The sequence below is a fragment of the Ignavibacteria bacterium genome (genome assembly GCA_025612375.1).
Taxonomy (GTDB): Bacteria; Bacteroidota; Ignavibacteria; order Ignavibacteriales; family SURF-24; genus JAAXKN01.
Genome location: JAAXKN010000087.1, coordinates 1 through 4,416, shown reverse-complemented (window position 1 = coordinate 4,416; position 4,416 = coordinate 1). Strand labels below are relative to the sequence as shown.

Annotated in this window: 5 protein-coding genes; 2 read left to right on the top strand and 3 right to left on the bottom strand. The window is 45.9% G+C overall.

The features are described 5' to 3' along the window. Both ruvC and ruvA read left to right on the top strand, forming a co-directional pair. Positions 1-384 (top strand): crossover junction endodeoxyribonuclease RuvC (ruvC, locus tag HF312_21230; GenBank protein ID MCU7522739.1); only part of this gene is annotated, 384 nt, incomplete at its 5' end. Positions 385-396: 12 nt separating this feature from the next. After that, positions 397-987, top strand: a complete 591-nt coding sequence (ruvA, locus tag HF312_21225; GenBank protein ID MCU7522738.1) for a Holliday junction branch migration protein RuvA — start codon at positions 397-399, stop codon at positions 985-987. Positions 988-1,062: 75 nt separating this feature from the next. Here ruvA and HF312_21220 read toward each other — a convergent pair whose 3' ends face one another. From HF312_21220 to clpX, 3 genes are all read right to left on the bottom strand, one after another. After that, a complete protein-coding gene (locus tag HF312_21220; GenBank protein MCU7522737.1) occupies positions 1,063-1,719 on the bottom strand; it encodes a fumarylacetoacetate hydrolase family protein in 657 nt (218 codons plus the stop codon). A gap of 30 nt (positions 1,720-1,749) precedes the next feature. Beyond that, positions 1,750-3,003 carry an asparagine synthetase B gene (locus HF312_21215; protein ID MCU7522736.1) on the bottom strand — a complete coding sequence of 418 codons (1,254 nt, stop codon included), beginning with the start codon at positions 3,001-3,003 and terminating at the stop codon, positions 1,750-1,752. A gap of 86 nt (positions 3,004-3,089) precedes the next feature. Beyond that, positions 3,090-4,343: an ATP-dependent Clp protease ATP-binding subunit ClpX gene (gene clpX / locus HF312_21210; GenBank protein ID MCU7522735.1), complete on the bottom strand. Its 1,254-nt coding sequence runs from the start codon at positions 4,341-4,343 to the stop codon at positions 3,090-3,092. Positions 4,344-4,416 lie beyond the last annotated feature (73 nt).

Below are 4,416 nucleotides of genomic sequence, written 5' to 3'. Positions count from 1 at the left end.
GACAAATATATAAAGATATATAAGCCGGATGAATTTGCAATTGAATCGGCTTTCTTTGGAAAAAACGTTCAGTCGGCCATGAAAATAGGTTATGCCCGCGGGGTTGCAATGCTGGCTGCCGTGCATAACGGCCTTCCTGTCAGTGAATACTCCCCCAGGGAAGTTAAGAAGTCAGTTGTGGGAAACGGAGCTGCCTCAAAACGGCAGGTTCAGTATATGATCAACCACATTCTTTCTCTTGAAGAAAAGAAAATGCTTTTTGATGAGTCTGACGCCCTTGCAATTGCAACATGCCATGCCTTCAGGGTTAAATCGGCTGTCCCAAAGGCCAAAAGCTGGAAGGCTTTCATTGAGGCAAACCCGGGCAGAGTAATTAACAACTAAGCAGTTTAAGAAATGATTGGACATCTTACAGGCAAAATATTAAGCAAAAAGCCCACTCAGGTGCTCCTGGATGTTTCAGGCGTAGGCTACGTGGTAAACGTTTCAATCAACACCTTTGAAAAGCTCCCCGAAGAAGGCCAGCCGGCCTCAGTCCATACATACCTGGCCGTTCGGGAGGATGCAATGACTCTCTACGGGTTTTCATCTGAATCCGAAAAACAGATGTTTGAGCTTTTAATAAGCATAAACGGCATAGGGCCCAAGCTTGCACAGGGAATCTTATCGGGCATACAGATTGACGAATTAAAGCACGCTCTTAAGTCCGGCAACATTGCAAGGCTCGTTGCCGTGCCGGGCGTGGGTCGTAAAACGGCAGAACGCATGCTCCTGGATCTTAGGGACAAGGTGGATGCAGTTACCGGCGAAAAGGAATCTCCCCTTGTGGCCTCATTTAAGATTAAAGACGACGCCATTGCGGCTCTTACAACCTTAGGCTATAACCAGAAGATGGCCGAGAAAGCCATACGCGATATACTGATGGAAAACCCGTCCGTACCTTTAGAAGACCTTATAAGACAGGCTTTATCGCACCTCAATAAATAAAGTTTATAAAAAAACCGGGAAGAGGGATTTTATTCCCGCCTCCCGGCTCCAATAATTGCATATATAACTAAGACACTAGGCTATTTCCGTTTCCAGGCTCCCTATTCCTGTAATTTCGGCCTCAATTTTATCTCCCTTAACTACTTTGCCAACTCCTGCAGGAGTGCCTGTAAAGATCAAATCCCCTTTTTCAAGCGGCAGGACCGCAGAGATGTATTTTACAATTTCCACGGGCGGGAATATCATCATATCCAGCGTGCTGTTCTGCCTTACCTCTCCGTTAACCTTAAGAGTTATTGTTTCTTTCATTGTAAGAGGGTGCTCAGTCTTCAGTACAAAGTCTGAAAGCACGGCTGAGGTGTCAAAGCACTTGGCCAGTGTCCACGGGTTCCCTTTTTTTGAAAGTTCGCGCTGCAGGTCCCTCAGCGTCATATCAAGCCCCACGCCGTAGCCTGCAATTGCCTCTTCGGCCTCAATGGCATCACCGTTCTTAATATCTTTTCCTATAAGCAGAACAAGCTCACCCTCATAGTGCAGTTCTTCTGAATAAGTCGGGTGAATTACTTTGTCGCCCGAATAAATTATTGTAGAGGCGGGTTTAAGAAATATAAGTGGGAATTCAGGCGTCTCATGCCCCAGCTCCTTTATGTGCTCGGCATAATTGCGTCCCACGCAGACCATCTTGCCGACAATGAATTCCCCGCTGGAATTCTTAACATTTACCTTTTTCATGCTGCTCCAATAAATATTTTCTGTATTGTTTTAAGTTTTCTGTTTTTTCTTTTCTGCCGCCGGGAACAGTATGTTGTTAAGTATCAGCCTGTAGCCGGGCGAATTCTTATAAAGGCTTAAGTCGGTCGGGGGGCTTCCAACCATATGCTGATAGTCCTCGGGATCGTGCCCGCCGTAGAAGGTGAATGTTCCCCTGCCGAAATTTCCGTGTATGTACTTAATCTGGTCCGTCCCGGCGCGCTCGGCAAGGAGGATAACGGACTTTTTAATGTCTTTTTTGTGGAACATGGTGGTCTGCCCCATAAAGCCGTGCACAACGTTAACGTGATCCTGTGTCAGCATTGTGGGAACGGGATCGTACTTGGCTGAGAACTGGAAGAGAGTAAAATAATCGTTCTGCGGAGAGCCTATCTCCTGCATCTGTACGTCGATATCTGAAAACTCATAAACGTAAGGGTTCATCTCAAGCTTAAAATCCTGGAATGCGAGTGTCTTTGAGAAGTCCAGCTTCTTCTGTGCATCGGGATCCGGCGAGTCGCCGTCGTACATCTTGTCGCATATGTCAACGCCGTCGGCAGCAAGAGCTATGTCGTAAGAATCCGTTGCCGAGCACATTGCAAAAAGGAATCCTCCCTGCGCCACGTAATTTTTTATAGTCTTAACTACATCGAGCTCCATTTGAGAGACTTTCTTATAGCCCAGCTTTTTTGCCTCGCTTTCATAGAGCATCTGCTGCTCAATGTACCACTGTGCCCCTGAGAAGCTGGCATAAAATTTACCGTACTGCCCCGTAAAATCCTCGTGGTGCAGGTGAAGCCAGTCATATTTAGAAAGGTCGCCCCTTAAGATCTCCTCGGCCCATACCTTGTCGTAAGGCACCTCGGCATATTCCAGTGCAAGCGTTACGGCGTCATCCCAGGGCTTAAAGCCTTTAGGGACGTAGACCGCAATGCGGGGGGCTTTTTCAAGGTGCATTACTTCCATATTCTGGTCTTCGCTCTGGACGAGGCGGTAGATTTCAGAGGCCTGTGAGGCATCAAGCGCGTCAAAGGCAACTCCCTTGATCCTGCACGTGTTTGCAAGCTCCCCGGAATAGTCGAGCATAAAAGACCCGCCGCGGTAGTTCAAAAGCCAGTCGGCTTTCAATCCCGCTTTTAGCGCGTTAAAGGTTATTCCGTAGGCTTTAAGGTGGTCAGTTTGCTCGAGATCCATATAGATAAGCAGTTTTGACTGTGCAAAGAGGCCGGAAGAAAAGATAAGTAAAATTGCTATTAGATATTTCATCGGATCATCCTGGTATAAAAAGCAAAAAATAAAAGGAAGACGCATAGTCTTCCTTTTATTTGCATACTATTTCTTACAAAGTGATTTTAAGCTGATTTTCTGTCAGCTTCTATATAAACCGGCTTGTCGCCGTTTTCAACCGTATCTTTCGTAATTACGCACTTATCGACGTTATCCATAGACGGGAGCTCAAACATAATGTCAAGCAGGAAGTCTTCAATTATAGAGCGCAGTGCTCTTGCCCCGGTCTTCCTTTCAATTGCCTTCTGGACTATAGCGTCAATTGCAAATGGGTCGAATTCCAGTTCTACACCTTCCATTAAGAAAAGTTTCTTGTACTGTTTCAAAAGCGCGTTTCTGGGTTCGGTAAGAATATTCTTCAGCGCGTCTTTTGAAAGCGACTGCAGAGGTGCCGTAACAGGAAGACGCCCGATCAGTTCAGGAATAAGACCGTACTTCAGAAGGTCCTCAGGCTGAACGAGGCTTATCAGGTCGTCCTGGTTCATGTCGTGGCTGCCTGAGATTTCGCTTCCAAATCCCATCTTGTTCTTGTTAATTCTGGAGGCGATGATGTTTTCAACTCCGGCAAATGCGCCGCCAACAATAAAGAGTATGTTTTTTGTATTAACGTTTATAAGGCTCTGTTCCGGGTGCTTGCGCCCTCCTCTTGGCGGTACGCCGGCTACGGTGCCTTCTAAAATCTTCAGAAGCGCCTGCTGAACTCCCTCGCCTGAAACATCTCTTGTAATGGAAGTGCTTTCGCTTTTTCTTGCAATCTTGTCTATTTCATCTATATATACAATTCCCTTCTGCGCCTTTTCAAGGTTGTAATCTGCTGCCTGAAGAAGCCTTACAAGCACCGTTTCCACGTCATCGCCAACGTAGCCGGCCTCGGTAAGAGTTGTGGCATCTGCAATTGCAAAGGGAACATCAAGTATTTTTGCCAATGTCTGTGCAAGGAGTGTTTTTCCAACGCCTGTCGGGCCTATGAGCAGAATGTTGCTTTTTTCGATTTCCACGTCGTCAAGCTCAAAGAATGTGGACTTACTCTGAACTCTTTTATAGTGGTTATAGACGGCAACCGAAAGCACCTTCTTTGCCCTTTCCTGGTCAACTACATATTCATCCAGATTTTTCTTAATCATCTCAGGCGTAAGTACATAGTCGTTTTTTGTCTTTCCCGTATAAGCGGCCAGATTATTTTTCAAAATATCCACGCTTGTTGTGATGCATATATCACAGATATATACGTCCGGACCGGCAACCATGCTGGAAACTTCGCTTCCGTCGCGGCCGCAGAAAGAACAATTAACAGACTTGTTGTTATTTTTTTTACTCATAAATTATCACTCGGTTTGTTTTTCAGTTTACTAATATTTTCTCTGGCGTCATCAAGATATAAGGAGTTTGGGA